General features: G+C 42.2%; 27 protein-coding genes and 2 pseudogenes. 15 read left to right on the top strand and 14 right to left on the bottom strand.

Features of this window, described 5'->3' with window-relative positions; all coding sequences use genetic code 11:
* Window positions 1-159: 159 nt before the first annotated feature.
* The 3 genes from zwf to mdtI all read left to right on the top strand — a co-directional run bounded on the left by zwf (window position 160) and on the right by mdtI (window position 2894).
* Entirely contained in the window at window positions 160-1635 is a 1476-nt protein-coding gene (zwf, locus tag ACUN2T_RS13830) for a glucose-6-phosphate dehydrogenase (RefSeq protein ID WP_445493592.1), read from the top strand.
* Window positions 1636-2140: 505 nt separating this feature from the next.
* Window positions 2141-2560, top strand: a complete 420-nt coding sequence (gene mdtJ / locus ACUN2T_RS13825; RefSeq protein ID WP_445493591.1) for a multidrug/spermidine efflux SMR transporter subunit MdtJ — start codon at window positions 2141-2143, stop codon at window positions 2558-2560.
* A 1-nt stretch (window position 2561) separates the two neighbouring features.
* The gene (gene mdtI, locus ACUN2T_RS13820; protein WP_445493590.1) at window positions 2562-2894 is read left to right on the top strand and encodes a multidrug/spermidine efflux SMR transporter subunit MdtI; all 333 of its coding nucleotides are present in this window, start codon (window positions 2562-2564) and stop codon (window positions 2892-2894) included.
* Window positions 2895-3070: 176 nt separating this feature from the next.
* Here mdtI and ACUN2T_RS13815 read toward each other — a convergent pair whose 3' ends face one another.
* The gene (locus tag ACUN2T_RS13815; RefSeq protein ID WP_445493589.1) at window positions 3071-3415 is read right to left on the bottom strand and encodes a RidA family protein; all 345 of its coding nucleotides are present in this window, start codon (window positions 3413-3415) and stop codon (window positions 3071-3073) included.
* A gap of 99 nt (window positions 3416-3514) precedes the next feature.
* On the opposite strand from ACUN2T_RS13815, the gene ACUN2T_RS13810 reads away from it, so the two are divergent.
* Complete coding sequence (locus ACUN2T_RS13810) at window positions 3515-5446, top strand: ATP-dependent DNA helicase (RefSeq protein ID WP_445493588.1); 1932 nt, start codon at window positions 3515-3517, stop codon at window positions 5444-5446.
* An 81-nt stretch (window positions 5447-5527) separates the two neighbouring features.
* A pseudogene (locus ACUN2T_RS13805) lies at window positions 5528-5692 on the top strand (transposase); the annotation flags it as partial.
* A gap of 62 nt (window positions 5693-5754) precedes the next feature.
* Here ACUN2T_RS13805 and ACUN2T_RS13800 read toward each other — a convergent pair.
* Window positions 5755-6702: an aspartate/ornithine carbamoyltransferase family protein gene (locus ACUN2T_RS13800; RefSeq protein WP_445493587.1), complete on the bottom strand. Its 948-nt coding sequence runs from the start codon at window positions 6700-6702 to the stop codon at window positions 5755-5757.
* Between the two features lie 3 nt (window positions 6703-6705).
* Window positions 6706-7101, bottom strand: a complete 396-nt coding sequence (locus ACUN2T_RS13795) for a hypothetical protein (protein WP_445493586.1) — start codon at window positions 7099-7101, stop codon at window positions 6706-6708.
* A 145-nt stretch (window positions 7102-7246) separates the two neighbouring features.
* On the opposite strand from ACUN2T_RS13795, the gene ACUN2T_RS13790 reads away from it, so the two are divergent.
* Window positions 7247-7483 (top strand): IS1096 element passenger TnpR family protein, encoded by a 237-nt coding sequence (locus tag ACUN2T_RS13790; protein ID WP_445493585.1) that lies wholly within the window; start codon window positions 7247-7249, stop codon window positions 7481-7483.
* Between the two features lie 73 nt (window positions 7484-7556).
* Here ACUN2T_RS13790 and ACUN2T_RS13785 read toward each other — a convergent pair whose 3' ends face one another.
* A complete protein-coding gene (locus ACUN2T_RS13785) occupies window positions 7557-7898 on the bottom strand; it encodes a type II toxin-antitoxin system HicB family antitoxin (RefSeq protein ID WP_445493584.1) in 342 nt (113 codons plus the stop codon).
* 414 nt (window positions 7899-8312) lie between these two features.
* Between ACUN2T_RS13785 and tsaB the strand changes: the two genes are divergently transcribed.
* The gene (tsaB, locus tag ACUN2T_RS13780; protein WP_445493583.1) at window positions 8313-9008 is read left to right on the top strand and encodes a tRNA (adenosine(37)-N6)-threonylcarbamoyltransferase complex dimerization subunit type 1 TsaB; all 696 of its coding nucleotides are present in this window, start codon (window positions 8313-8315) and stop codon (window positions 9006-9008) included.
* 112 nt (window positions 9009-9120) lie between these two features.
* Complete coding sequence (locus ACUN2T_RS13775) at window positions 9121-9702, top strand: Slp family lipoprotein (protein WP_445493582.1); 582 nt, start codon at window positions 9121-9123, stop codon at window positions 9700-9702.
* A gap of 108 nt (window positions 9703-9810) precedes the next feature.
* Here the strand turns inward: ACUN2T_RS13775 and ACUN2T_RS13770 are convergent, their stop codons facing one another.
* The gene (locus tag ACUN2T_RS13770) at window positions 9811-10335 is read right to left on the bottom strand and encodes a GNAT family N-acetyltransferase (protein ID WP_445493581.1); all 525 of its coding nucleotides are present in this window, start codon (window positions 10333-10335) and stop codon (window positions 9811-9813) included.
* A gap of 354 nt (window positions 10336-10689) precedes the next feature.
* On the opposite strand from ACUN2T_RS13770, the gene fadD reads away from it, so the two are divergent.
* Both fadD and rnd read left to right on the top strand, forming a co-directional pair.
* The gene (gene fadD / locus ACUN2T_RS13765) at window positions 10690-12378 is read left to right on the top strand and encodes a long-chain-fatty-acid--CoA ligase FadD (protein WP_445493580.1); all 1689 of its coding nucleotides are present in this window, start codon (window positions 10690-10692) and stop codon (window positions 12376-12378) included.
* 89 nt (window positions 12379-12467) lie between these two features.
* The gene (rnd, locus tag ACUN2T_RS13760) at window positions 12468-13595 is read left to right on the top strand and encodes a ribonuclease D (protein ID WP_445493579.1); all 1128 of its coding nucleotides are present in this window, start codon (window positions 12468-12470) and stop codon (window positions 13593-13595) included.
* 154 nt (window positions 13596-13749) lie between these two features.
* On the opposite strand, the gene minE is transcribed toward rnd, so the two are convergent.
* The 3 genes from minE to minC are packed head-to-tail and all read right to left on the bottom strand — an operon-like array spanning window position 13750 to window position 15542.
* Window positions 13750-14019 (bottom strand): cell division topological specificity factor MinE, encoded by a 270-nt coding sequence (gene minE, locus ACUN2T_RS13755; RefSeq protein ID WP_023045613.1) that lies wholly within the window; start codon window positions 14017-14019, stop codon window positions 13750-13752.
* A gap of 3 nt (window positions 14020-14022) precedes the next feature.
* Complete coding sequence (minD, locus tag ACUN2T_RS13750) at window positions 14023-14835, bottom strand: septum site-determining protein MinD (protein WP_133813127.1); 813 nt, start codon at window positions 14833-14835, stop codon at window positions 14023-14025.
* Between the two features lie 23 nt (window positions 14836-14858).
* Window positions 14859-15542, bottom strand: coding sequence for a septum site-determining protein MinC (gene minC, locus ACUN2T_RS13745; protein WP_445493578.1), 684 nt, complete (start codon window positions 15540-15542; stop codon window positions 14859-14861).
* A 140-nt stretch (window positions 15543-15682) separates the two neighbouring features.
* On the opposite strand from minC, the gene ACUN2T_RS13740 reads away from it, so the two are divergent.
* From ACUN2T_RS13740 to ACUN2T_RS13725, 4 genes are all read left to right on the top strand, one after another.
* Window positions 15683-15955, top strand: coding sequence for a YcgL domain-containing protein (locus ACUN2T_RS13740; protein WP_445493577.1), 273 nt, complete (start codon window positions 15683-15685; stop codon window positions 15953-15955).
* Window positions 15956-16127: 172 nt separating this feature from the next.
* The gene (locus ACUN2T_RS13735) at window positions 16128-16784 is read left to right on the top strand and encodes a fumarylacetoacetate hydrolase family protein (RefSeq protein ID WP_445493576.1); all 657 of its coding nucleotides are present in this window, start codon (window positions 16128-16130) and stop codon (window positions 16782-16784) included.
* A 21-nt stretch (window positions 16785-16805) separates the two neighbouring features.
* A complete protein-coding gene (locus ACUN2T_RS13730) occupies window positions 16806-17240 on the top strand; it encodes a YcgN family cysteine cluster protein (protein ID WP_445493575.1) in 435 nt (144 codons plus the stop codon).
* 310 nt (window positions 17241-17550) lie between these two features.
* On the top strand, window positions 17551-18189 hold the full coding sequence (locus tag ACUN2T_RS13725; RefSeq protein ID WP_445493574.1) for a hypothetical protein: 639 nt from the start codon (window positions 17551-17553) through the stop codon (window positions 18187-18189).
* A 202-nt stretch (window positions 18190-18391) separates the two neighbouring features.
* Here ACUN2T_RS13725 and hslJ read toward each other — a convergent pair whose 3' ends face one another.
* From hslJ to ACUN2T_RS13710, 3 genes are all read right to left on the bottom strand, one after another.
* On the bottom strand, window positions 18392-18817 hold the full coding sequence (hslJ, locus tag ACUN2T_RS13720) for a heat shock protein HslJ (protein ID WP_445493573.1): 426 nt from the start codon (window positions 18815-18817) through the stop codon (window positions 18392-18394).
* A gap of 22 nt (window positions 18818-18839) precedes the next feature.
* Complete coding sequence (locus tag ACUN2T_RS13715) at window positions 18840-19844, bottom strand: 2-hydroxyacid dehydrogenase (protein WP_445493572.1); 1005 nt, start codon at window positions 19842-19844, stop codon at window positions 18840-18842.
* Window positions 19845-20261: 417 nt separating this feature from the next.
* Window positions 20262-20864 carry an FMN-dependent NADH-azoreductase gene (locus ACUN2T_RS13710; RefSeq protein WP_445493571.1) on the bottom strand — a complete coding sequence of 201 codons (603 nt, stop codon included), beginning with the start codon at window positions 20862-20864 and terminating at the stop codon, window positions 20262-20264.
* Window positions 20865-21144: 280 nt separating this feature from the next.
* On the opposite strand from ACUN2T_RS13710, the pseudogene hrpA reads away from it, so the two are divergent.
* Window positions 21145-24861 (top strand): annotated as a pseudogene (gene hrpA / locus ACUN2T_RS13705) (ATP-dependent RNA helicase HrpA); the annotation flags it as partial.
* A gap of 156 nt (window positions 24862-25017) precedes the next feature.
* Here hrpA and tssD read toward each other — a convergent pair.
* Genes tssD through ACUN2T_RS13690 form a run of 3 tightly spaced genes read right to left on the bottom strand, consistent with a single transcriptional unit; the run spans window position 25018 to window position 26398 of the window.
* Window positions 25018-25503, bottom strand: coding sequence for a type VI secretion system tube protein TssD (gene tssD / locus ACUN2T_RS13700; RefSeq protein ID WP_445493570.1), 486 nt, complete (start codon window positions 25501-25503; stop codon window positions 25018-25020).
* Window positions 25504-25505: 2 nt separating this feature from the next.
* Window positions 25506-26036, bottom strand: a complete 531-nt coding sequence (locus tag ACUN2T_RS13695; RefSeq protein WP_445493569.1) for a hypothetical protein — start codon at window positions 26034-26036, stop codon at window positions 25506-25508.
* Window positions 26033-26398, bottom strand: a complete 366-nt coding sequence (locus ACUN2T_RS13690) for a tlde1 domain-containing protein (protein WP_445493568.1) — start codon at window positions 26396-26398, stop codon at window positions 26033-26035. The genes ACUN2T_RS13695 and ACUN2T_RS13690 overlap by 4 nt, the downstream gene beginning before the upstream one ends.
* Window positions 26399-26578 lie beyond the last annotated feature (180 nt).

The raw sequence follows: 26578 nt of genomic DNA, 5'->3' as shown, positions 1-26578 counted from the left end.
AATTACATAAAACTATCACTATTTTAGCCGCAGTGGTCCATGTCGCTAACACGCAGGCGAGGGTTATTTGCTATAGCTGTTTACGCGATATAGCCAAAAGGGTACATTATCGGTTAATGCTGTAACAAAATTACAATATCCCGCAATGAGGAGATACATATGGCGGTTACTTCTACGGCTCAGGCTTGTGATTTAGTTATTTTTGGCGCTAAAGGGGATTTGGCTCGCCGGAAATTATTACCTTCCCTTTATCAGCTTGAGAAAGCGGGTTATATCCATCCAGAAACCCGAATTATCGGTGTTGGCCGGGCGGATTGGGATAAAAAAGCTTATACCCAAGTTGTTGAAGAAGCTCTGAATACATTCTTGCCGGAAAAACTCGATCCAGAATTATGGAAGGCATTGAGCGAGCGTCTGAATTTCTGCAATCTGGATGTTAACCAAAAGGAAGATTTCACCAGACTGAAAAAAATTCTTAAGCAAGATAACCGGCCTGCAATCCATTATTTCGCCATGCCACCCAGTACTTTTGGTTCTGTTTGCCACGGATTGGGGCTGGCGGGGCTGAATAAAGAACCAAACCGGGTTGTCATGGAAAAGCCTTTAGGTACCGATCTTGAATCATCCAGGGCCATCAATGATGAAGTTGCCAAGTATTTTAATGAGTGTCAGGTCTATCGTATTGACCATTATCTGGGTAAAGAAACGGTATTGAATTTGCTGGCGCTGCGTTTTGCCAATTCATTGTTTGTGAATAACTGGGATAATCGGACTATTGATCATGTGCAAATTACGGTAGCAGAAGAAGTCGGTATTGAAGGCCGTTGGGGGTATTTTGACCAAGCCGGGCAGATGCGCGATATGATTCAGAATCACCTGTTGCAAATCCTGACGATGATTGCCATGTCTCCTCCGGCAGATCTGACAACAGACCATATCCGTGATGAAAAAGTGAAAGTATTGCGTTCTTTGCGCCGCATTGGTCACACCAATGTGCGGGAGAAAACGGTACGGGGTCAATATACTGCCGGTTTTGTTCAGGGGAATAAGGTGCCAGGTTATCTGGAGGAAGAGGGGGCGAACCAATCTAGCAGGACAGAAACTTTTGTCTCTATCCGGGTCGATATTGATGATTGGCGCTGGGCTGGGGTGCCTTTCTATCTGAGAACTGGCAAACGTTTGCCAACCAAATGTTCTGAGGTGGTGGTGTATTTCAAAAAACCAGCGTTGAATCTGTTCGCCGAATCCTATCAGCAACTGCCGCAGAACAAACTGACGATTCGTCTGCAACCAGATGAAGGTATTGATATTGAAGTGCTGAACAAAGCGCCGGGGCTTGAGCATAAACATCGTTTGCAAACAACTAAGCTGGATCTGAGTTTCTCTGAGACGTTCAACCATATTCCGTTGGCGGATGCTTATGAGAGATTGTTGCTGGAAGCAATGCGCGGTATTCAGGCGCTGTTTGTCCGTCGTGATGAGGTAGAGGAAGCCTGGAAGTGGGTTGATTCCATTATGAATGCATGGGCAGCGGATAATGACGCGCCTAAGCCTTATCAGGCGGGAACATGGGGGCCAGTTGCTTCTGTTGCTATGATCACCCGTGATGGCCGCTCGTGGAATGAGTTTGAATAACGGGTAATGAGCGTGGGATTGTAAATCTTTATATTGAGGCCCAAGCTGCGTTGTTAGCGGCTTGGGGGGGGTGTCATCAAGATATAGGATACCCCAATTTTTTCGCTTATTTGTGCTTTCAGTCAAGAAAAGAATAAAATTGAGCAGTTGCTTTCTATTATTCCATATGGTAGAAGTATTAAGCTAACTAACACTATAACTATGAGGATTCTTAGTATATTGCGCGGAATATCAGCGCGATGAAAAGATGAGATATCATGAACAGCGCCAAAAGCGTCCGGTTTCAAAGATCTACCCACATGCTTTTCCTTTCTGCCATTTTATCCAGTGAGCACTACTGGTGCGGTGCGTTATAGCGTCTTACTCCTGTTAACCGGTTTTCAACCGGCATTTCTATTTCGTCAAAACGTCGGGTTATTTATTTCTCATCTTATTTGCTGATGAGTTCAGTGTTTGTACTGGCTGGCGTCTTGACGTGCGTATTTGCGTGTTCAGGAGAAAGAAAATGATTTACTGGTTATTCCTTGCAATGGCAATCGTCACCGAAGTTATCGGTACTTTGTCGATGAAACATGCCAGCGTTTCAGGTGGGATGGGGGGCATGGCAGTGATGTATGTCATGATCGCTATATCCTATATTTTGCTGGCAATGGCCGTGAAGAAAGTTGCGCTGGGTGTTGCGTATGCGTTGTGGGAAGGGATTGGTATCCTGTTTATTACTGTTTTTAGTGTGATGTGGTTTGATGAATCACTGTCGTTGATGAAAGTAGGTGGTTTGGCTCTGCTGGTGACAGGGATTATGCTGATTAAATCCGGGACTAAAAAAGCGGTAGTCAAAAAATCGGCTGAGGCAGTGAAAAAGATGGCAGACCAAGCTGTCATCAATGCCGCCGTAACTAAAAACAGTAAAATTAAGGAGGCATAACATGTTGCAACAATTTGAATGGTGGCATGCTGCGTTCCTGTGTCTTGCTGTCGTGTTGGAAATTCTAGCGAATATTCTATTGAAACTGTCTGATGGTTTCAGACGCCATTGGATGGGGATTTTCTCACTGGTTGCTGTTCTTGGGGCATTCAGTGCGCTTGCCCAGGCAGTGGAGGGAATCGAACTTTCCATCGCTTATGCTTTGTGGGGCGCTTTCGGCATTATCGCCACGATTGCTGCCGGCTGGGTTATGTTTAATCAACGTCTGAATTGTAAGGGTTGGGGCGGTATTGTTTTGTTGTTGCTCGGGATGGTGATGATTAAGATGGCTTAGATTTTAAGTGGTTAATTATAATAAAATGATAGCTTCAGGTAACATTTGATTCTTTCGGGTTAACTGAAGCTTTTTAACATCTTGGTAACTCTTTGAATGCTCTCAAAACTCTATAGAAAATGGATTTAAAAACTGTCTATGCCAGAGCAATTTTTTATCTATTTCACTTAATAATGTTAAATGCCCGCGATAATTTTTATCTCGACTTTGTATTTTGGGTTCATTAAGTTAGCTGCAACTGTGCAGCGTACAGGCGCACTTCCTGCCACAACCCATGCATCCCAGGCGGCGTTCATGCCAGCAAATTCGTCTCCATCAGCCAGAAAAATAGTGGCATCGATAATTTTGCTTTTATCAGAACCGAGGCGTTGTAGCATGATATCAATCGCGGCCAGTGTATCGGCCGTCTGCTCAGTAATATCACCCTCCAGATTTTCCGGTACGCTGGTGTAATAAATTGTCTGATTGTAAACCACAGCTTCGGACCAGCGATCCTGTGGATCAATACGCTCAATTGTCATGGATACTCCTTAAGTTAACTGCCATGCACCTGATTTTGGGTGGTGATCAGAACACAGTATTGGCATAATCTCCATCCATTCTATTGAAAGAGACAGTTTGTGTCAGACGATTTTGCGAAAAACGGTGCCCTTGCCAAAGCAATAAAAGGTTTCAAACCCCGTGATGCTCAAAGAGAAATGGCAACAGCTATTGAGTGTGCGATTAAAAACCATCAACAATTGGTTGTAGAAGCAGGTACAGGAACAGGTAAGACGTTTGCTTATCTGGCACCTGCATTGCGCTCTGGGCAAAAAGTGATTATTTCTACAGGTTCTAAGGCATTGCAGGATCAGCTTTATAATCGTGATTTGCCGACTGTCGCTGAAGCAATTAATTTCACCGGTAAACTGGCACTGTTAAAGGGGCGTTCGAATTATCTTTGTCTGGAACGGCTGGAACAGCAGTCGTTTGGTGGGGGACAGCTGGAAGCAGACATTCTGTCAGATATCGTCCGGTTGAGAAGCTGGTCTTCACAAACTGAAGAAGGTGATATCAGCACCTGTCATCAGATAGCGGAAGACAGCCAGGTTTGGCCGTTGGTCACCAGTACTAACGATAATTGCCTTGGCAGTGATTGTCCGCGCTATCAGGAGTGCTTTGTTTTGAAAGCGCGTCGCCGGGCAATGGATGCGGATGTTATTGTCGTCAACCATCATCTGTTTATGGCGGATATGGTCGTGAAAGAGACCGGATTTGGTGAGTTGATCCCACAAACGGAAGTGAAGATATTTGATGAAGCGCACCAGATCCCCGATATTGCCAGCCAGTATTTTGGTCAGCAGTTAAGTAGTCGCCAACTGATGGATCTCGCCAGAGACATTATTATGGCGTACCGCACGGAAGTGCGGGATCAAGCTCAGTTACAGAAGAGCGCGGATCGTCTGAGTCAAAGTACACAGGATTTCCGGCTAGTATTGGGGGATAATGGCTATCGGGGGAATTTGCGGGAGTTGTTGCAAAATCCGCAGGTGCAACGGGCGCTGGTATTGCTTGATGACGCACTTGAGCTTTGTTATGACGTGATGAAATTGTCGCTGGGGCGTTCAGTTATGCTGGATGCGGCCTTTGAACGGGCGACAATTTACCGTAACCGTCTTAAGCGCCTGAAAGAGGTGACTACCCCCGGTTACAGTTATTGGTTTGAAAGTTATGGTCGCCATTTTCTTCTGGCGTTAACACCTTTGTCTGTCTCTGATAAATTCAGCGAAATTATTAATGAGCAATCAGGTTGCTGGGTTTTCACGTCAGCTACATTATCCGTCAACGAACAGCTTTCACACTTCACCGAACGGCTTGGGCTAAAAGAAGCGAAAACTTTACTGTTGCCCAGTCCATTTGATTATCAAAGTCAGACGCTGCTTTGTGTTCCTCGTCATCTGCCGTCACCGAATCAGCCTGGTGGTGCAAAATGGCTGGCGAGAATGCTTAAGCCGCTGATTGAAACTAATCAGGGTCGCTGTTTCTTTTTATGTACCTCACACCAGATGATGCGCAGTTTGGCAGAAGAGTTCCGGGCCAGCATGACGTTACCGGTTTTGGTTCAGGGTGAAACCAGTAAAGGTCAGTTACTTTCTCAGTTTATTTCTGCCGGGAACGCATTATTGGTGGCAACCAGCAGTTTTTGGGAAGGTGTGGATGTGCGGGGTGATGCGCTTTCCTGTGTCATTATTGATAAGCTGCCTTTTACGGCACCGGATGATCCGCTGTTAAAAGCCCGTATTGAAGATTGCCAGCTTAAAGGCGGTGATGCATTTAATGAAGTTCAGTTGCCCGATGCGGTTATTAGCCTGAAACAGGGTGTCGGGCGGCTTATTCGTGATGTCGATGATTATGGTGTGGTCGTGATTTGTGATAACCGACTGGTGATGCGTCCTTATGGCGAAGTGTTTCTTAACAGTTTGCCTCCTTCACCACGAACCCGTGATTTAACAAAGGCCATTGCCTTTCTGCAAGCCCGGCAATCTCTGAGGAGCTCCGGTAGGAAAGATTAATTATATCTGCTGATTGAGCAAACAATTATGAAACTATGATTCTAGGGTTGTCTGATGAAAAATTAGCTAGGGCAATCCCCCAACGCTATCGAATCGCTGAACAGCGTGATCCGGCATACCATCAAGAAGCGCAAAGTGTTCCCGTTAGATGATTCGGTGAAAAAGGTGGTGTGGTTGGTCATCCAGACGGCATCGCAGAAATGGGCGATGCCGCTGAGCCGCTTTATTATCGAGTTCGGTGATCGCCGCCACTGTGAACATCACCTGAACAACGACCACCAAACCCCTTCCTGTTTACACACGAATCCTTACCGTCCCCCAATAACGTTGAAGTAACCTTGGAGAATAGCCATTCTGACAAAAACTCCGTTCTCAGCCTGAGAAAAATAAGCACAATGTACTGAATTATCTAACTCATAAGGAAGCTCATAACCTCGCGGAAGAGGATGCATAATTATGGCGTGGGGATGTAAGTATGAAAGTAGATCAGGAGTGAGCATCAAATTGGAATCGGGTAAATGATCTGCTGTTTCTTTATAACCCGCCATATAAATAACATCCGCACTACACAACCCCTCTTTTATGTTACGGAGATATTCGTAGGTGACACCCGCTTGACGAAGGTACGCTTCGTCTTCTGGTAAAAGCTTACAATTTTCTTCAGTACAAAGTAATAATTTTATATTGTGAAACAGGGCTATACAAAAGAGAAGGGAGCGTGCTGATCGGGAAGAGGGGTGACAGCATAATAATAAAGTTAATGATTTATGAAGAGGGAAAGATTGATGAATGGTAAAAATATCAAGCAAAGCCTGCGTTGGATGTTCTGCATTTAATCCTTCACCATTTCCCGCATTTATAACGGGAAGGCGGCTTTTTATGCAATAGTTATGCACAGGCTCAACTTTGGCATGGCGCATAACGGCAATATCGGCATACGCATTGATCATTTGTGCAGTATCCGTAAATTTTTCATTCCAGCTTGAACCAGAACGGCTTGACTCACCATCAGCAAAACCTATAATTTTTGCACCAAGACGGTTGGCTGCGCTTTCAAAACTGAGGCGAGTTCTTGTACTGGCCTGAAAAAAAAGTGAAGCGACAAGGATATCTTCATTTCTTTTTTTTATTTTTTTATCTGGTTTTGATACTTTAAAATTCTGAGCCAAATCTATAATATTCATTATAGTGTCTAAGTCTAATGATTTAATAGAGAGAAGGTTATCCTTTAGAAGAAAATTTTGCACTGATATCATAACTCACCTCCGGACTTTCATATTAATGATAGATATAAAAAGAACGATAATGAAAAGACCACCAAGCAAAATGGTGTAGGCGGGGTTTTGATAGTCTATAGCTGCACCTATAATCGGAACAGTAATAAAACTGCCAATCCCCCAAAATAGACCGACAGCTGCATTTTCTGTAAGAAGCATGCTATTGTGAAAGTTACTGCTAATATTACAGTTGAACTGAGCTACATTTTTATCAAAAAAACCAACCCTTTTAAGTTCATTTAGAAGGATAAGAGATAAAAAAGAAAACTCCTTATGCTCAATTGATTTTTTTACATAATCATTATTATCCCAATAAATAGGAGAAACTTCATTAAATGCCTCTCGCGCCAAGTCGGTATAACTTTTTGCTTCTGACATATTAATTCCTCTTTTTGTTATAAATGATTAAATTATGCATATATTTAAAGTGTTAATAATATTGTTAGTTATTTTCAATAATGTCATTTAAAGTCGTTATTCGCGGTGTCGTCATCAATTTTACAGTTATGGCAAAAATTACGGTATGGCCTGTGAGGGCGGGATAAGTTTCCCGGATAATCTGTGCCAAGTGGTGATTGATGACTTTGCCTTTGATGCTGGTGATCGTTTACCTATAAAATACAACTTCTTTGAAAACTGGCTCCATGATGTATGTATCGAAGCCATCCATGAAAAATCAAACTCAACGTCTCCATTTTGCCTGCGTGGTCATGGAATGCTAGGTGTGACCCTTTCGGATGAAATTGATAAGACCACGTAGCAGCATAGCGGGGCGCTGTACTGCGGATTATCCGGTATCGCTGGATTTACCGGTACGACAATGTCGTTCAATGCTAGCGCGGATATTTGCTAATTTCGCTTTCTAGCGCTTTATTGACAAAGGCATTTATTGTCATACCTTTTTCATTGGCAAGTTCCGCAATATGTCTATGCGTTTCAGGGTTAACCCTGACGTTAAACCCCCCTTTAAACGGAACGTCTGGTTTTTTGTTTAGTTCCCGACAATCCTGTAAATATAAATCGACAGATTTTTTAAACTCTTCTTCCAGCTCCTTAATTGTTGTGGCCTGATAAGTCACTAAATCACGGATATAAGCCAGTTTTCCGAATAAAAAGTTATCTTCCACATCAAATTCAATCGTGCCAATATAGCCTTTGTAAGTAAGATGTTTCATATCAATCCAACCTCTTTTAATATTTCCTTGATGGCCTTTATCGTGCCTCCCTTTATATGATTTTCAGGATGGGGGCGATGCATCAAGATTGTGTGGTCTAAACGCACTTCTTTTTGCAACTGATTATAGTCACAAAACCCAGTGAGTCAAATCTTCAATGAGGGGGGACTGTTTAAGTATATCTTCGTATTATTGAACTATTATTCAGTTCCTTGCTAATCAACAGACCTTACCTGTGAGTAGTCGTTTAATACCGCAAAGCTGCGACAGGAAGACAGAACACCGTTACAGAGCCCTTTGCCGTCAATAGGTAAGGAGTAATAGCCTTCTTATGGCTGTCAATTGGGTAAAACAGGCTAGGCTATGATAAGATAGCGCCTTATTTCGAATCATATTTCTTGCCGAGGTTAAGGCATGTCCACACGAATTCTGGCTATTGATACCGCAACGGAAGCCTGTTCTGTTGCTCTTTGGAATGACGGCGCCGTTCTGGCACAGTTTGAAATTTCTCCACGTGAACACACACAACGTATTTTACCTATGGTTCAGTCTGTTCTGGCTGAATCGGGCATCAGTTTACAGCAACTTGATGCTTTGGCTTTTGGCCGTGGGCCAGGTAGTTTTACCGGTGTACGTATTGGTGTTGGTATTGCTCAGGGTTTAGCTCTGGGAGCTGAATTGCCGGTTATTGGGGTTTCAACGCTTAATACAATGGCTCAAGGTGTTTTTCGTCTGGCAGGGGCAACTCAAGTATTAACGGCGATTGATGCCCGGATGGGCGAAGTTTACTGGGGACAATATACCCGTGATCAGAAAGGTGAATGGCAAGGGAGTGAAACGGAAGCTGTGCTGAAACCGGAACAGGTTCAGGCGATCATGGCTTCATTAATTGGTGGGTGGGTCATTGCCGGAACCGGTTGGCAGGCTTATTCTCAGTTGATGGCAAGTCACTTAACGCTGACTGACAGCGGTATCACATTACCTCACGCTGAAGATATGTTACCTCTGGCTGTACAGATGTGGCAGAACGGTGAGATGAAAGCCGTAGAACATGCTGAACCGATTTATTTGCGTAATGAAGTGACTTGGAAAAAATTACCGGGCCGTTAAGTATCGGTTGATGAAACTTGTAGTAAAAGAAAGTATCTAATAGACATCATTATTTTAAACATATGGTTATTTCAAACATCGTTATTGGGCCAATTTTCAGGAGAAGGTGGTTATGTTAAGAGTAATAAATTGCCGGGCTGGTTTTAAAGCGGCAATTTTGTTAGGTGCTGTCATGCTTACAGGTTGTGTCACTATTCCTGATTCGGTCAAGGGAACCTCACTAACGCCAGTTCAGGATCTGCTTTCTGTTAAGAATACACCAGATCTGTTCATCGGCCAGGAAGGGAGATTTGGTGGTAAGGTGCTTGATGTGGTGAATGAAAATAACCGTACTCGCCTGGAAATATCGTCATTACCCTTAGCATCCGATGCCAGTCCGAGATTGCATGAGCCTTCTGTCGGCCGTATTTATGCTTATGTTAATAATTTCCTTGATCCCAATGACTTTAAAGGAAATTACGTCACTGTCGTTGGCCCGATCATGGGTGTAGAGAAGGGGAAAATTGGCAAGGCGGATTACGCTTATATTGTGATTAATGCCACGGGTTATCAGCATTGGAGGGTTGCTCAACGGGTATTGATGCCTTCTGGCCTAGGGCTGTGGAACTATTACGGTTATCCCTATTATTCAGGTTGGGGATGGGATGGATATTATCCCGGCTCGGTGCCTGTTGAGACTATTTTGATTGAGTAAGGTTATTTCAATACCGAGAGCTGTTGTTTTGTTAATGTATGATTTGTGACATCGTAACTTTATTTTTTAGTCGGAACCGCCGCTCTTATGTGGCGGTGATCCATGTAACTATTTCTTTGGTTTTATCGTGAGTTTCATCGCAACCCTTGCACCTAAACCCACAGTAACTTCCTCGTCCAGAATTTCCAGTAATTCATCAGGAATATCATCTGATGCCAGTAAGACAAAACCAAATTTGTCATATAATCTGCGGCTTGGTATAAAATCACGAAAAGTGGTGAGGTAAAGTGCCGTCTCATTGCGCTGTTTTAATTGTTCAATGACTACTTTCAGAAGGGTACTGGCAATACGCTGACCATGATATTTCGGCAGCACATCGATCTCGGCTAACAGTGTCAATTGATTTAGGCCACGGATTAGGGCAAATCCAACCTGTTTTTGATCAATTTCAGCGATCCAAAGTTGTTGTTCTTGGATAGCTGATTCAATTGTATACAGGGACAGGGTTTTATCACTGAGTGCTTTCGGCAGTAATTCGTCTGGAAAAAGAGAAGCAGCTTGTAGTTCTATATTGTTAATAACAGTACTATCTTCATGGTTTCCCATTCTAACCGTTATGTTGTTTATAGTCATATTTTATTACCCTTAGTTTTTTAATAATGTATTGGAATAGATGAAAGCAATAAATGCTATTCCAAAAATGCTATCTTAAACGAAAAATAAGTAGGTCAATGTATAATCAATAGCAACTAAGTTAAATGTTAACTATGGCAATAATATACTGATTATAAAAAATAATTTACAGACGACACAGTTCTCTTTGTTTTTTGTATGTAAGGATTAACATGAAATTAGTGATGTGTATCTCAACCTGAACAATGTTTCTTTTTTACACTGGTACGCTGAGTTAATAATTTGTTAAAACAAAGCGTGCGTTATTTATTAGGCGAGTGATAACATAGCAATTGAAATTTCAGGAGTACTACCTTGGAGAAAGTCTGGCTAAAACACTATCCGGCGGATGTCCCTGCGGAAATTGACCCGGATCGTTATTCATCATTGGTTGAGATGTTTGAAAATGCTGTAGCGCACTATGCAGATCAGCCTGCGTACATCAACATGGGTGAGGTTATGACCTTCCGTAAGCTGGAAGAGCGTAGTCGGGCATTTGCTGCTTATTTGCAAAATGGTTTGGGATTAAGCAAAGGGGATCGTGTTGCACTGATGATGCCAAACTTGTTGCAATACCCTGTTGCACTGTTTGGTGTTCTGCGTGCAGGTATGGTTGTAGTCAATGTAAACCCGATGTATACGCCACGCGAGCTTGAACATCAGCTTAATGACAGCGGCACTTCAGCTATTGTGATTGTGTCCAACTTTGCCCATACATTGGAAAAGATCGTTTTTAATACCAAAGTTAAGCATGTTATTTTGACGCGTATGGGTGACCAGTTATCTCGCCCTAAAGGTACTTTGGTTGATTTTGTTGTGAAATATATTAAGCGGCTGGTACCTAAGTATAACTTGCCTGATGCCATCTCATTCCGTAGTGCGATACACAAAGGCTATCGCATGCAATATGTAAAACCGGATATTAACGGCGCTGATTTGGCCTTTCTGCAATATACTGGCGGCACTACCGGCGTAGCTAAGGGCGCTATGTTGACGCACCGTAATATTTTGGCAAATCTTGAACAGTCAAAAGCTGTTTATTCGCCATTACTGCATTCTGGTCAGGAACTGATAGTCACTGCGTTGCCTCTTTATCACATATTTGCATTATTGGTAAACTGTTTGCTGCTTATTTACTTGGGGGGCTGCAATCTTCTGATCACTAACCCGCGTGATATTGCCGGTACAGCCAAAGAGTTGAGCCGTTACCCGTTCACTTCTGTAACTGGGGTGAATACGTTGTTTAACGCTTGGTTGAATAATGAAGAATTTAGGAAGCTTGATTTTTCCTCATTACGTCTCGTTGTTGGTGGTGGTATGCCAGTACAGAAGGCGGTTGCTGAGAAATGGGCAGAAGTAACAGGAAGGCCTTTGCTTGAAGGCTATGGCTTGACAGAGTGTTCCCCATTGGTTTCCTGTAATCCTTATAACTCGAAACATTACACTGGTAGTATTGGTTTCCCGGTATCTTCAACTGAAATCAAACTTGTAGATGATGACGGTAATGAGGTGACGATAGGTCAGCAGGGAGAGCTGTGGGTCCGTGGTCCGCAGGTTATGGTGGGTTACTGGAATCGCCATGATGCGACGGAAGAAGTGTTGAAAGATGGCTGGGTAGCGACGGGTGATATTGCTAATGTTGATGAACGAGGTTTTATTCATATCGTAGACCGTAAAAAGGATATGATTTTGGTTTCTGGGTTCAATGTGTATCCTAATGAAGTTGAAGATGTTGTATCAACTCACCCGAAAGTGCTAGAGTCAGCAGCAATTGGCGTATCAAGCGAAAGTTCCGGTGAAACTGTTAAAGTGTTTGTGGTTCGAAGAGATCCCAGTTTGACCGAGGATGAGCTTAAAACGCATTGCCGTCGTTATCTGACAGGGTATAAAGTACCTAAGATCATTGAGTTCCGGGATGAATTACCTAAATCTAATGTAGGTAAAATTCTTCGCAGAGAACTGCGCGATGAAGAGGAAAAGGTTAGGAATTCAGCTATAGCCTAATCCTCTTCATAATACTTACAAGCATGACAACGCCGGTTTCAGCCGGCGTTGTCATGCTTATTACCATGAATGGCTAAGAGAACTATGTTTTGAATTATCAGTTGATCACCACAGATGCTCAGTTGCAGCAAGTCTGCGAAAGAGCAAAAGAATACTCAAAAGTAGCATTGGATACTGAGTTTGTACGCACACGGACGTATTACCCACAATTAGGTTTGATACAACTGTATGATGGCGAACACCTTTCTCTGATAGATCCACTGAATATCACTAATTGGCAACCTTTTCGTGAATTGATTACCCATCCCCAGATATTGAAGCTGTTACATGCTGGCAGTGAGGATTTGGAAGTCTTTCTGAATGCCTTTCAATGCTTGCCGGAACCCATGATTGATACTCAGGTCCTGGCTGCATTTATCGGGCACCCTCTGTCATGTGGTTTTGCCGCACTGGTAGCTGAATATCTTCAGGTCGAGTTGGATAAAAGCGAATCTCGCACCGACTGGCTTGCCCGCCCATTAAGTGAAAAGCAATGTGAATATGCAGCGGCGGATGTTTATTATCTGCTACCTTTGGCTGATATTCTGATGACTGCGACAGAGCAGGCCAGATATATGAAGGCCGCGATGGGTGAGTGTGAGCTTATCAGCCGACGCCGAAAAGAGATATTGACACCGGAATGTGCTTATAAACAGATAGGCAATATTTGTCAATTACGTCCTCAGCAGCTTGCGTGTTTGAAAAAACTGGCAGCATGGCGTTTGAATCAGGCCAGAGAGCGTGATTTAGCGGTGAACTTTGTTATTCGTGAAGAAAACTTGTGGCAGGTGGCGCGTTATATGCCAACCTCTTTGGCAGAATTAGATGCGCTGGGGTTAAGTGGACAGGAAATTCGTTGTCATGGACGTCGCCTGTTGGCAATGGTCGCTGAAAGTGGAAATATTCCAGAAAGTGAATGCCCTCCGCTGGTGACAAATCTGATTGATCAGCCTGGTTATCGCAAAGCGTTTAAGGATATTAAAGCGCTGATTATTCAGGTAAGTGAACAGCATCGGTTTAATTCTGAATTGCTGGCATCTCGTCGGCAGATTAATCAGTTACTCAGTGTTCATTGGAAATTGAAACAATTAAATGGCAAACCTGAACTGCTTAGTGGATGGCGGGGAGAATTGCTGGCTAGGCCAGTCGCAGAGATTCTGGCGAACTATCCTGATTAACTAATATCAGATAGAGCGACTGCTTTAGTCTGATGCCAGACTAAAGCGCAAGAGAGTGGGGGCTCCCATTTAGGGTCACCCCATCTCAGACAGTCACATAATGAGCTTGGTCACTTTGATGGTGATTAATGATAAAACAGCACGGTTTACCACGTTATTTTTGAGCTTCTTCTGTCTCAGGTAGTGTTATATTAAGCTCCAGCACAGAAATATCATCACCTTTCTGCTCAAATTGTACAGAGAGCATCTCAGGATCTACCTGTATATACTTGCAGATTACCGCCAGGATATCCCGTTTCATGTCAGGCAGATAAGCCGGTTCAGAATCGCCACGGCGACGTTCTGCCACGATGATTTGCAGACGTTCTTTAGCGATATTTGCTGTCGTTTTTTTTCTCGACAGAAAGAAATCTAGCAAGGCCATGTTTTATCCCCCAAATAGGCGCTTTAAGAAGCCTTTCTTCTCTTCTTCAATAAAACGGAAAGGACGTTCTTCCCCCAATAAACGCTCAACAGTATCGGTATATGCTTTTCCTGCATCGGATTCCGTATCCAGAATGACGGGTTCCCCTTGGTTGGATGAACGCAGTACAGATTGATCTTCAGGAATAACACCAAGTAAAGGAATGCATAAAATCTCCAGAACATCTTCCATACTGAGCATATCACCACGGCTTACCCGACCTGGGTTATAGCGAGTTAGTAGCAGATGTTCTTTAATGGGATCTTCACCGCGTTCAGCACGTCGCGATTTAGAAGCCAGAATACCCAGAATACGATCTGAATCACGTACAGAAGAGACTTCAGGGTTCGTTGTGATAATCGCTTCATCAGCAAAGTAGAGCGCTATCAACGCACCACTTTCAATCCCTGCCGGGGAATCACAGATAATAAAATCAAAACCTTGTTTATCCAGATCGACCAAAACTTTCTCAACACCTTCAGGTGTGAGCGCGTCTTTATCGCGGGTTTGCGATGCCGGCAAGATGTAAAGATTCTCGGTACGTTTATCTTTGATTAATGCCTGATTAAGCGAGACGTCACCTTGGATAACGTTCACGAAGTCATAAACTACGCGGCGTTCACATCCCATAATCAGATCGAGGTTACGCAGACCGATATCAAAATCGATAACAACGGTTTTTTTACCTCTTTGGGCAATGCCGGTAGCAATGGCCGCGCTTGAAGTGGTTTTGCCAACGCCACCTTTACCTGATGTAACAACAATAATGCGTGCCATGAAGCGATTCCTTATTAAAAGGGCTAGATTAAAGGTTCAATAGTTAATTCATTATTTACCAGGCTAAGTTTTGCGGCTTTTCCTGCTAATTCAGTCGGGATTTTATCGCCGAGCCAATATTGCCCAGCTATAGAGATGAGTTCAGCGTTTAAATGGGTGCAAAAAACCAAACATTCCTGATCACCAGATGCGCCGGCTAATGCCCGGCCACGCATCATGCCATAGATATGAATATTGCCGTCTGCAATCAATTCGGCACCAGCACTGACATTACTGGTGACAATAAGATCACTGCCTTGCGCATAAATTCTTTGCCCTGAGCGAACAGGTAAATTAATTATGCGGGTTTTTTTTACAGTAGGTTCTGTTGGTTTATTTTCCTGTGCCGAAGCTTTTTGTTTTTTGCCTTCATTTAGCAATGGTAAGGCGGCTTTTATTACCGCTTTGCGTTGCTGCTCATCACGGCAACCGCTAATTCCAACAACCCAGAATCCGGCTGAATCAATAGCGTGATGTAGCGCTTTCAGATCAGCGCCTGCCGGCAGAGCGGAGATATTAATGACAACAGGCGCATTTTTCAGGAAATCTGGTGCTTGTTCCACTTTTTCCTGTAGGGCCTGTAGAATAATTTCCGGTTGATCATTGTGTAAATGAACAACCGAAAGCGTAAAATTACTGCCTTTTAGCTCAATTGGCGACTGTGACATCTATCCTGACTCAGATTCAGCAGATTTGAGATCCCCCAGAACAACCCTCTGGGATACGATATTTCGAAATACAATAAGCATGTTATAATTACTAAATTATTCAAGCAAGTCGTGGCCTTAATTTAAAAGAGTTTATTATAATGATTTGTGTGATCTACAGAAGCCCGAAACGGGAACAAACATATCTTTATGTTGAAAAAAGAGATAATTTTTCTCGTGTTCCTGAAGAGTTACTAAAAAGTTTTGGTCAGCCTCAATACGTAATGATGATCTCCCTGGCAGACAGAAAGACACTGGCGAGTGCTGATATAGAAAAAGTAAAAGTATCGTTAATTGAGCAGGGTTTTTACCTGCAAATCCCACCCCGGGATGAAAATTTAATGAATGTACATCTGCAACAGATGAAAAAATAAGAAAAACCCAAAGATTTGGTGAGTGAAATTAACCGTATTGCAGTTTTATTAATCACTGCAATATTAACGGGCGTGGTGTTTTTTCCCATTTACGTTGAGTTATGGCTGATAGGGTAGTGCAATAAATGCTATAATCAGGGGTATGCCTGATAAACCAGAGTGGGGAATGAGTATGTATCAGCACAGAGACTGGCAGGGTGCATTACTGGATCTTCCAGTCAATAAAGTTGTTTGTGTTGGCAGTAATTACGCGAAACATGTTAAAGAAATGGGTTCTCAGCCAGCGGAAGAACCCATCGTTTTTATTAAACCGGAAACTGCACTATGTGATATACATCAACCGATTGCGATTCCAAAAGATTTTGGTGCTGTTCATCATGAAGTTGAACTGGCTGTGTTGATTGGTACACAGTTGAAACAAGCAAATCAAGAGCGTGTTGGCATTGCGGTTGCCGGTTTTGCTGTCGCATTGGATCTTACTTTGCGTGATTTGCAATCCAAATTTAAGAAAGCGGGTCAACCTTGGGAAAGAAGTAAGGCGTTTGATGGTTCTTGCCCGATATCCGGGTTTATTCGGATGAGCAGTTTTGGTGATCCACAAAATGCCCGGTTCTCATTGATGGTCAATGATGAATTACGGCAGAACGGTAATGCCAATGACATGTTGACCCCCATCATTCCTCTGATCAGCCATATGTCTCACTTTTTCACTTTGCGGCCGGGAGATGTGATTCTTACCGGTACACCGGAAGGTGTCGGAGCATTGGAATCCGGTGATGTGTTAAAGATTACTTTGAATGATAATGTGCTCACTACAAGAGTGATTTGAATATAAGGAATAGCAGAAGTTATGTCTCAACCTTTCTGGCAGGTAAAAACCCTGGATCAGATGACGGATGAAGAATGGGAATCGCTATGTGATGGTTGTGGGCAATGCTGTCTGCATAAATTAATGGATGATGATACCGATGAAATTTATTTTACTAACGTTGCCTGTAATCAACTCAATATAAAAACCTGCCAATGCAAAAATTACGAAGACCGTTTCAGATACGAACCGGACTGTATCAAACTGACCCGCTACAATTTGCCAACGTTTGAATGGTTGCCAATGACGTGTGCATATCGTTTGCTTGCGGAGGGGAAGGCATTGTTACCCTGGCATCCACTGATTAGAAGGTCTAAATCAGCAATGCATAGCGAAAGAATCTCTGTCAGGCATATCGCGGTACGGGAAATTGATGTTGTAGAATGGGAAGACCATATTATTAATAAGCCTGAATAATGATTTAATTAACTGTAATTTAATAAGTTATTTTTTTACTCCTCTTTTTGTGGGGGAGTGAGAAGAGATTCTTAAAAAATCTGAAAGAATATCAATCTGTTTGAAATAATTCTCACTCATTCACTGCTAATGTCCTCAGATAGCGAATGCCACAAAAGAGTATCTTCTGCCAAATGGGATCTGACTCTAAGACTAAGCTATTAGTACATGTATCCACCAAAAATGAACTAAAGGTTGATTGTATATAATTGCATCTATACTATTACCTAAAGGTAATTAAACCTGTGGTTTATTAGAGGAAGCATAAAATATGCCAAGACATTCGGAAAACATAGAAAAAATTACCAATGATTTCAGCTACCTGAATGAGCCAGAACTCAATCATACTCTGTATGATGTTTTTGATTCCTCTGGTACTGATATTGTGAATGACGTGGATGAACTCATTCTTCCACCAGGCTACCGATTGGTGAGAGTTGATAGCAGGTTATATTTGGATATAGATGAGCCCCATTTTGAATTGGCGTTACTCAGTGACGATGCTAAGGAAGTTGTTTATTACAACAAAGTTATTGTGATGAATGACTTGGTGCTTAACTGCCGTCCTGCGTCGCAGACGCTTGTGTGGAGAACGAAGAAACCAAAGCATAAAGCGGCGTTAAGTGATTTAGCCGCTAAAATCTTTTTTCACTATCTGATTAGAACCCATGATGTTGCTGCCTCAAACGTCAATCAAATAATAGATGATATCTCTTTTTGGCAAGCTCGAATGTATGAAGCACTACAGTTTGGGCTTTATGTTTACGGTTATGATGTTATGACTTGTGAACTGAGAAATATTTTAACTGAGGATGATGTTGGTAAAGAGCAGAGTTGGTTGTGGGGCAATGCAGAATATTATATGGATAGATTAGCCATTATTTCCAAGATTAAGCTTCCTAATAAATAGTGAATTAACGGAAAATAATTCTACTTTTTATGGGTTTTGCCACGCACGCCGCTTAGTTGCGGCTTTTTTTTGTTAAATTGATGACATACCGCTAACAGTTCAGATGGCGAGGTTAATCCAACCGTGGGTTTATTGTTGAGATATGCATATTTGGAGGTGCCGGAAAGCGCTTTCCGGCACCTGAAACTAGCTTACTTTCTGATTACTGAACATAATCTTTCAGTTTATAAACCAGTTTATTGCTATGGTTGGACAAGGTCAGTTTTTGATCTTTCAGCGTGACTTTAACGCCATCGGCTAATACTTTACCAATCAGATGATCCCATCTATTCAACTTATCATCAGAGCAGAGCATTTGAGTGCTGGCCAGGTTTTTAACTGTCAGTACACCATGTTTCAGTTTACCCTGACCCATAAAGTTATTACACATGGAACCGGAGATATGCAGTTTTTCACCGAATTCAATGGAGGGTACGCGACCCTCTTGATTTTTCGCGCTTTCGCCATTAACACTCACCAGAACAAATTTGTGATGTAGTAAATCATCGACTGACACGTTTTCTGTTGCTGAGGTTTGGAATGTGGCTAACAATAAAGTCGCAGTTGCCAAAGGTAGTATTTTTTTCATATTTATCTCCTAATATATTATTTTAAGGGTACTTACTAACAATATTCGGGCAATTTTTCCCGTTGATTAATTGCTGGATATTTCTCAGCGTAGTTTCACTGATACTGGTCAAGGCTTCTTCTGTCAGAAATGCCTGATGACCGGTAAACAGCACGTTATGACATGAAGACAAGCGACGAAAAATATCATCCTGAATCACGTCATTAGATTTGTCTTCAAAGAAGAGGTCGCGTTCATTTTCATAAACGTCCATACCCAGAGCACCAATTTTTTGCTGCTTTAATGCGTTAATAGCGGCTGCGGAATCAATCAGAGCGCCGCGGCTGGTATTAACGATCATGACGCCGTTTTTCATTTTGCTGAAAGCAAGTTCATTCAGCAGATGATAGTTTTCTGATGTCAGTGGACAATGAAGGGATATCACATCGGATTGCGCATACAGTGTATCCAGATCGACATATTCAGCACCGAGATCCAAAACAGCTTGATTAGGGTATGGATCACAGGCTAACAGGCGCATGCCAAACCCTTTAAGAATACGTAACGTTGCGATACCAATCTTGCCTGTTCCAATAATTCCCGCTGTACGGTTGTGCATATTGAAACCAATTAGACCATCAAGAGAGAAATTGGCGTCACGGGTGCGTTGATAAGCCCGGTGAATACGGCGGTTTAAACACAGGATTAACCCAATAGTATGTTCAGCAACCGCTTCTGGAGAGTAAGCTGGAACCCGTACAACCTGAATGCCTAATTCTTTAGCTGCGTCTAAATCGACATTATTAAAACCTGCACAACGTAGTGCGAGGATTTTTATATTCATCTCAGCCAATTCTTCAAGTACTTCACGATCAGCATTATCGTTAACGAAAATACAAACAGCATCTGCACCGATAGCATTTTTGGCGGTTTTTGAGCTGAGAGGAAAATCGAAAAACTCAAAATCATAACTGAACCCGAGCTTTTTATTAACCTGCTCCAGATGTTTATGGTCATACTGTTTGGTACTGTAAACGACTAATTTCATGGAATGATCTCCGTCATAATTTAAGTAACTAATAAATTGTTTAGGACTTAAATTATTGCTGACGTAAAGGTTTAAATAAACCGATAAATGAAGTAACGCTATAAGGGTATTGCTTGTTGTTCCCCTCTATGTTCATTGAAATTTTCTTAATAATCAATGTGTTAGTTTGAGATGTGTCTGATAAATTATGGAATAACAATAGAAGTAACCGATCTAAGGCTTAATAAGGAGAGGCAATGATTTGATAATCAAAGGGTTAAAAATATTCATTATAATTCTGATTTCGTTAGTGTTTTCGGGTGGTATATGCTCGGTATTAATAGTAAGTGGTTGAAGAAATAAAAGTGCGCCGGGAGGGGAGGCGGCGCACAAAATACAGCAATATAATATATAGAATGTATGAATAGAGCGTAATGATCAGGCAGTCATTTTTTCCAGAACTTCACGGGCAGCTTGTTGTGCTTGATTTGCGGCATCAGGGCCTAATCCTACACCTTCAGCAAACACAAATTCCACATCAGTAAGACCAATGAATCCGAGGAACAGGCGCAAATAAGGCACTAACAGATCACTGGGCCCGTCTTTATGAATTCCCCCGCGGCTAGTCAGGATAATTGCGCGTTTGCTTTTTACCAAACCTTCTGGGCCATTCTCGGTATAACGGAAAGTGACGCCAGCACGGGCTATCAGGTCAAAATAGGTTTTCAGCTGGGTTGGAATATGAAAATTGTACATAGGTGCAGTCATAACAATGATGTCATGATCCTGTAATTCCGCAATAAGTTCATCAGATAATGCCAATACCTCTTGCTGACGGGCAGTCATTTCATTATCTCTTGGACGTAATGCATGAACCAGTTCGTTATCCAGAACAGGAATAGGTTGTGCAGCCAAATCACGTATTGTGATGTTGTCGTCAGCATGGTTGGCTTGCCATTTTTCAATAAAGAAATCTGCCATTTGGTTAGTGTGTGAATGCTGCGCCATAATGCTGGATTTCAGAACCAGAACTTTATTCATTTTTATTCCTTAAATTAACTTTTGTTCGTTCACTTGTTAATCGCGATACCGTTATACTATGAGTTATTATCTTCTGGTAATAGATCAATATTTAGAGATTAGCATTCAAATTTATTGAATAACTTTTATCCGTGCTGATGACAGCAGCAGGAATACTCGCTGAAATTATTGCCAATAAATAGGATATGTTACTATGTCATCAGTAAAAATTGGCTAATCAGCAAAGTAGTAAGTCACTAAGGACTAAGATAAGGTGAAAGAGTCTCAGAAAATCATTAATCGTCAGGCCGTTTGTCCAACAATCAAATATCCAGAAAACCTGCCAGTCAGCCAAAAGAAAGATGATATCTACAAAGCTATCCGTGATCATCAGGTTGTGATTATTGCTGGCGAAACCGGTTCGGGTAAAACAACGCAGATCCCAAAAATTTGCCTCGAATTGGGCAGGGGAATAAAAGGATTGATTGGTCATACACAACCCCGTCGGCTGGCTGCTCGCGCGGTTGCCAATCGCCTGGCGGAAGAATTGGAAACTTCAGTGGGTTCAGCTGTAGGTTATAAAGTCCGTTTCAGTGATCATATAAGTGATAACACGCTGGTTAAGCTGATGACAGATGGTATTTTGCTGGCGGAACTGCAAAATGACAGGCTGCTTAAACAGTATGACACGCTGATTATTGATGAGGCACATGAACGTAGTCTGAATATTGATTTTATTCTGGGTTACTTGCGTCAGCTATTGCCAAAACGTCCTGATCTGAAAGTAATCATCACATCAGCGACTATCGATCCTGAACGTTTTTCCCGTCATTTTCATCATGCACCTATTATTGAAGTTTCAGGCCGAACTTATCCGGTAGAGGTGCGTTATCGGCCTGTAATCGCCGAAGACAGTGATGGAGAGCGGGATCAGCTTGAAGCAATTATTGATGCTGTTGATGAACTCGGTCGTGAAGGGCCTGGGGATATCCTGGTCTTTATGAGCGGTGAGCGGGAAATTCGTGATACAGCTGATGCTTTGAATAAATTGAATTTGCGTCATACCGAAGTATTGCCGCTGTTTGCACGCCTTTCTAACCGTGATCAGAACCGGATTTTCCAGTCGCATGCTGGTCGCAGAATTGTGTTGACCACTAACGTGGCAGAAACTTCTTTGACTGTACCGGGAATTAAATATGTGATTGATACCGGATATGCACGTATCAGTCGTTATAGTTATCGGACGAAAGTCCAGCGATTGCCGATTGAGCCAATATCTCAGGCATCGGCTAATCAGCGGAAAGGGCGTTGTGGGCGTGTATCTGACGGGATTTGTATTCGCCTGTATTCGGAAGATGATTTCTTTTCACGGCCAGAGTTTACTGATCCAGAAATTCTGCGGACTAATTTGGCCTCGGTCATTCTGCAAATGACATCAATTGGTCTTGGGGATATTGGCGCATTTCCATTTGTGCAACCACCTGATAAACGGAATATTCAAGATGGTGTCCGGCTTCTGGAAGAGCTTGGGGCAATTGACCAGAACGCAACGGTGAAGGGTAATTACTGTCTGACATTAATAGGGCGGCAACTTGCTCAACTTCCGGTTGATCCCCGGTTGGCGCGTATGGTACTGGAAGCCCGTCATCACGGTTGTGTGCGTGAAGTGATGGTAATTACTTCTGCGCTGTCTATTCAGGATCCAAGAGAGAGGCCATTGGAGAAACAGCAGGCTTCTGATGAGAAACATCGTCGGTTTGCCGACAAAGATTCTGACTTCATTGCATTCCTGAAATTATGGGATTTTCTGAAAGAACAGCAAAAGGAACTTTCTTCTTCGCAATTCCGTAAGCTTTGCCGTCAGGATTATCTTAACTATCTGAGAGTTAGAGAATGGCAGGACGTATATACCCAGCTACGACAAGTTGTAAAAGAAGTCGGTCTGCCGGTAAATAGTCAGGATGCAGATTATCGCAGTATTCATGTTTCGTTACTTTCTGGGCTGTTATCGCATATCGGCCAAAAAGATACAGATAAGCAGGAATATACTGGTGCACGCAATGCTCGTTTTTCTATTTTTCCTGGCTCCGGCTTATTCAAGAAGCCACCTAAATGGGCAATGGTTGCGGAACTGATTGAGACCAATCGTTTGTGGGGGCGTATTGCTGCGCGGATAGAACCTGAGTGGATTGAATCGTTAGCCACACATCTGGTGAAGCACCATTATAGCGAACCGCATTGGCAAAAATCGCAGGGTGCGACAATGGCTAAGGAGAAAGTCACTTTATATGGACTGCCAATTGTGGTGAGTCGTTTGATTAATTACAGTAAAATTGATCCAATGCTTTGCCGTGAATTGTTTATCCGCCATGCGCTGGTGGAAGGCGATTGGCAAACCCGGCATGCATTTTTCCGGGCGAATCTGAAATTACGTGAGGAAATTGAGGAGCTGGAACATAAATCCCGCCGTCGTGACATTTTAGTGGATGATGAAATCCTGTTCAGTTTCTATGATCAACGTATACCTCAGAGTGTGGTTTCTACGGGTTATTTCGATCGCTGGTGGTTGAAGACGAATAGAGTGCAACCGGACTTGCTCAACTTTGAAAAAAATATGTTGATCAAAGGTGATGCGGATAAAATCAGCGCGTTGGATTACCCTAATTATTGGTATCAAGATGCACTGAAATTACGGCTTAGTTATCAATTTGAACCGGGCACAGAAGCTGATGGTGTGACGGTTCATATTCCACTGCCGGTGCTGAATCAGGTCAAAGATGAAGGATTTGATTGGCAGATCACGGGCATTCGCTATGATCTTGTCGTCGCTCTGATTAAATCATTGCCGAAACCGGTGCGTCGTAATTTTGTGCCGGCACCAAACTATGCTCAGGCATTTATGGAGCGGGTGCCTCAACCCCAATCCACTTTGTTGGATAGTCTTGAGAGAGAATTACGGCGTATGACAGGCGTGACAGTGTCACGTGATGATTGGCAGTTAGAACAGGTGCCTGATCACCTCAAAATGACATTTCGGGTGGTAGGAGAGAAGAACCGGACTATCGCTGAAGGCAAAGATTTAGCAGCGTTGAAAGTACGATTGAAAGAGAAAGTTCAGGAGACACTTTCAGCTGTTGCCGATGATGGTATTGAACAGAGTGGACTACATATTTGGAGTTTCGGTGAATTAGCGGAACGATATGAGCAAAAGCGTGGAGGTTACTCCGTTAAAGCCTATCCAGCGCTGGTGGATGAAAAAGAGAGCATCGGTATCAAATTGTTTGAAACTGAATTGGAACAGCAAACTGCCATGTGGGAAGGCACCCGTCGTCTGCTATTACTAAATATTCCTTCACCCATTAAATATTTACATGAGAAATTGCCGAACAAATCCAAATTGGGGCTTTATTTTAATCCTTATGGCAAGGTATTGGATTTAATTGACGATTGTATCTCTTGTGGCGTTGATAAATTGATCGCGGCGAATGGTGGACCGGCTTGGAATGAACAGACTTTTATTCAACTACAGAATAAGGTTCGGGCTGAGTTGAATGATACGGTTGTGGAAATTGCCAGGCAGGTAGAACAGATACTCACCACGGTTTTTGCTATTAATAAGCGTCTTAAGGGTAGAGTTGATATTTCGTTGGCTCTGGCATTATCTGATATCAAAGCGCAGCTTTCTGGTTTGGTTTTCAAAGGATTTGTCACCGCTAATAATTGGAAACGTTTGCCGGAAGTCTTGCGTTATTTGCACGGTATTGACCGCCGCCTTGAAAAATTGGCGATTGATCCACACAGGGATCGGATACAAATGGGGCGTGTCGAGAATGTTCAGCAGCAGTGGCAGCAATGGTTGGCGAAATTATCACTGCAACAGAAGCAGTTACCTGAGGTGCAAGAGATTCGTTGGATGATAGAAGAATTAAGGATCAGCTTGTTTGCTCAACAACTGGGTACGCCATATCCGGTCTCTGATAAACGTATTTTGCAGAATATGGAGCAGATTGCTTCCTAGTTAAGAAGAAAGGCTACCTCTTTTAGTTTAGAGCCTGTAATAACAAATCTTTGAGCCAGATATCTCTACCTATTATATTTACTTAAACACTTTATAATGAGGGGACGATAGAATAATAAGAGAAAGGCCATGTTTTTTGGCCTTCTTCTCCGGGATTTAAGCTCTTTCATTCCAGCTATCGGAATGAACTATATTCCCATCATTGTACTTCCAAGTGATTTTTTCGTAGCGAAGTTCAACAATTTCCATATGATTGAATTTCTCTTTCGATACATCCTTGATATCGAGCATGACAGGAACAATATTAACCACTTTTACATTTTCCATTAAGGTATTGAAGTATTCCTTTTCTTGACCATGAGCATCTATTTTATACCATTTAAGTTCTGTTGACGTTAATGTTTGCCCCGTGGTTAATGCTTTATAAAGATAGGGGGAGGATGAATCCACTTCCTTTTCAATCATAAATGGGAGGTGTTTCCTCGTTCCAGTCAACTTTCCTGTATTATCATCATTAGCGATACTTACACTATGATGAAGACCCAAGATCTCAATACTGCCTTCTCTACCATAAACATCAACTGATCCTTTAATATCAGATCCGCCGTCATCTTTTATGTACATATATAGAGGAATAGCCATTGTTAATCTCCTTCAGAAAATGATTTTGAATTTCCGGTTGTCTCAATAAGCTTTTGCAGGCATTTTCCACCACCTTTGTTTTTATACAAAGCACGAATGCTATCAATGACATATTGATTCAGCTCCGCTTCTGTTCCCTGATAAAAAGGTAGTGAACACACAGATTCAGTACTAATTGAAACGTTGGAGTCATTAAGGACAGATAATACACCACTTGCGTTTTTCGGTAATGCGGTTGCAACGGCTGTTGATAAATCTTCTGCTGAGCCCGCGTCGACACCGGTTGATAATATTGGAACAATCCTTAGCCATTCAATATTACCACTTGATATATGAGATAAGATGTAATCCCATGTGCTGCCATCGACATTGGGTGAGGTAGATATTATGAATTTCCTCACTCCCATTGAATTTACTTTTTCAGTAATTTGTGCTGGCATCAGGTTGGGATATGGATTAGTTATTTTTAATTCAACGGCAAAGGAATTAAAAGCCAAAAGGTTTAAAGCTATTATTGAGAGTAATTTTTTCATGGAGCTACAACCAATATATCATCGCTGGATGAAGCAATACTTTTTCTCAATGTTGCACCATTTATAACGATACAACCTTCGGAGGCCTGATGATATGAGCCATCGCTCCTGTCTCCGTGGATTCTAAATTCACCTCGCCCATAAGTGTTTGTTCCTAAGATGGGAACTAATTTTACGGTATACGGACCTTTATGTTTATTGTATCCGTCGATTCTATAATGGCCTTGTGGAATGGGGCCTGTCATATATACATCTTGCATTGACGGGTTGTTTATACCAGCACCTTTTCCACTATAACCTTTGGCAATAAAATAACCATTATGTGTTAGTATACCAGTGCTTTGTGAATATTTCCACGTCATACTTATTTCCATTCAGTAAATATTAAGCAATTTAACTTTAAACTTAAAAAGAATTTTTAAAAGTATAATATTGTAAAAAAAAGAAATTTTTTGTAAATTAATTTATGAAGTCAATAAATTAAGAATGGATATCGTTTGTAAATAATTTTTAAACAGATTGTCAAAGATGTTTGGTATGGT

The organism is Photorhabdus machadonis (assembly GCF_052657765.1).
Note: the sequence above shows the minus strand (reverse complement) of the source record. Positions and strands in the feature narration are given on the sequence as shown.

Coding starts and splice junctions, on each gene's coding strand:
- ACUN2T_RS13770 (WP_445493581.1), bottom strand. CDS start 10,335: ATGACTATAAACAACATAACGGTTAGAATGGGAAACCATGAAGATAGT.
- ACUN2T_RS13725 (WP_445493574.1), top strand. CDS start 17,551: ATGCCAAGACATTCGGAAAACATAGAAAAAATTACCAATGATTTCAGC.
- ACUN2T_RS13690 (WP_445493568.1), bottom strand. CDS start 26,398: ATGACGTGGAAATATTCACAAAGCACTGGTATACTAACACATAATGGT.
- ACUN2T_RS13695 (WP_445493569.1), bottom strand. CDS start 26,036: ATGAAAAAATTACTCTCAATAATAGCTTTAAACCTTTTGGCTTTTAAT.
- hslJ (WP_445493573.1), bottom strand. CDS start 18,817: ATGAAAAAAATACTACCTTTGGCAACTGCGACTTTATTGTTAGCCACA.
- ACUN2T_RS13795 (WP_445493586.1), bottom strand. CDS start 7,101: ATGTCAGAAGCAAAAAGTTATACCGACTTGGCGCGAGAGGCATTTAAT.
- ACUN2T_RS13790 (WP_445493585.1), top strand. CDS start 7,247: ATGGCCTGTGAGGGCGGGATAAGTTTCCCGGATAATCTGTGCCAAGTG.
- ACUN2T_RS13785 (WP_445493584.1), bottom strand. CDS start 7,898: ATGAAACATCTTACTTACAAAGGCTATATTGGCACGATTGAATTTGAT.
- ACUN2T_RS13710 (WP_445493571.1), bottom strand. CDS start 20,864: ATGAATAAAGTTCTGGTTCTGAAATCCAGCATTATGGCGCAGCATTCA.
- minD (WP_133813127.1), bottom strand. CDS start 14,835: ATGGCACGCATTATTGTTGTTACATCAGGTAAAGGTGGCGTTGGCAAA.
- mdtI (WP_445493590.1), top strand. CDS start 2,562: ATGTTGCAACAATTTGAATGGTGGCATGCTGCGTTCCTGTGTCTTGCT.
- ACUN2T_RS13740 (WP_445493577.1), top strand. CDS start 15,683: ATGATTTGTGTGATCTACAGAAGCCCGAAACGGGAACAAACATATCTT.
- minC (WP_445493578.1), bottom strand. CDS start 15,542: ATGTCACAGTCGCCAATTGAGCTAAAAGGCAGTAATTTTACGCTTTCG.
- tsaB (WP_445493583.1), top strand. CDS start 8,313: ATGTCCACACGAATTCTGGCTATTGATACCGCAACGGAAGCCTGTTCT.
- minE (WP_023045613.1), bottom strand. CDS start 14,019: ATGGCCTTGCTAGATTTCTTTCTGTCGAGAAAAAAAACGACAGCAAAT.
- mdtJ (WP_445493591.1), top strand. CDS start 2,141: ATGATTTACTGGTTATTCCTTGCAATGGCAATCGTCACCGAAGTTATC.
- ACUN2T_RS13735 (WP_445493576.1), top strand. CDS start 16,128: ATGTATCAGCACAGAGACTGGCAGGGTGCATTACTGGATCTTCCAGTC.
- ACUN2T_RS13775 (WP_445493582.1), top strand. CDS start 9,121: ATGTTAAGAGTAATAAATTGCCGGGCTGGTTTTAAAGCGGCAATTTTG.
- tssD (WP_445493570.1), bottom strand. CDS start 25,503: ATGGCTATTCCTCTATATATGTACATAAAAGATGACGGCGGATCTGAT.
- ACUN2T_RS13815 (WP_445493589.1), bottom strand. CDS start 3,415: ATGACAATTGAGCGTATTGATCCACAGGATCGCTGGTCCGAAGCTGTG.
- zwf (WP_445493592.1), top strand. CDS start 160: ATGGCGGTTACTTCTACGGCTCAGGCTTGTGATTTAGTTATTTTTGGC.
- ACUN2T_RS13730 (WP_445493575.1), top strand. CDS start 16,806: ATGTCTCAACCTTTCTGGCAGGTAAAAACCCTGGATCAGATGACGGAT.
- ACUN2T_RS13800 (WP_445493587.1), bottom strand. CDS start 6,702: ATGATATCAGTGCAAAATTTTCTTCTAAAGGATAACCTTCTCTCTATT.
- ACUN2T_RS13715 (WP_445493572.1), bottom strand. CDS start 19,844: ATGAAATTAGTCGTTTACAGTACCAAACAGTATGACCATAAACATCTG.